Source organism: Methanobrevibacter filiformis (assembly GCF_001639265.1).
GTDB lineage: Archaea > Methanobacteriota > Methanobacteria > Methanobacteriales > Methanobacteriaceae > Methanacia > Methanacia filiformis.
Genome location: NZ_LWMT01000189.1, coordinates 1 through 711 on the forward strand (window position 1 = coordinate 1; position 711 = coordinate 711).

The window sequence follows — 711 nt, forward strand, 5'->3', positions numbered from 1 at the left end:
AATTATGTTTTGATAAATGGCATACTGACTAAGGGATACTTATTTAGACATGTATGGTTTTATACTATGTTTATTTATGTTTTTTCTAGTATATTGTGTCTTTTAGATTTCTTGTTCGTATGGTATTATATATTGCATTTCTGATGTTTATTTCATTAGTTGCAGCTACTTTATTGGAACCTAAAAGCATTAAAACACCATTACTACGCTTAAGATAACCATTTACGCCTTCAGTTTGGAACCGTTCAGCATAAATAGTTAAATAGCGTTTTTGAGTCATTTTATTAATCATTTCATGTTTAAGTGTGGTGATTCTGTAGTTTATAGGAGTTACACCATCACCACACAAGCATTTTTCCTTAAATGGGCATGATGAATGGGACAAGCAATAGTAATTATATGATCTTTCCATGTATTTGGGATTAGAGTTATGTTGACGATTATATTTACTGTTTATCTCTTTAATGTTCTCTAATGGTAATATTTCACCATTTAAACATGTGATTTTCTTATTTCCTTTTTCAAAATATTTTTTACTTATTTTTTCTAACTCTTCAATACGGAGAGGTTTTTTAAGTCCATTATTCACTCTGTAAATGTCATTAAGTTGTTTTGAGATTCCTTTGGGCATTATTAGTGCATTTATGTCATTTTTATCTGCTGTTTCTAAGTTTTCGTTAGAGTAATATCCTGAATCTAAAATGTAAATTG

At 28.7% G+C, this 711-nt stretch carries 1 protein-coding gene; it reads right to left on the minus strand.

Annotated elements, in window-relative coordinates:
- Window positions 1–85: 85 nt before the first annotated feature.
- On the minus strand, window positions 86–711 hold a 626-nt coding region (locus tag MBFIL_RS04895), incomplete at its 5' end, for a transposase (protein ID WP_211261719.1).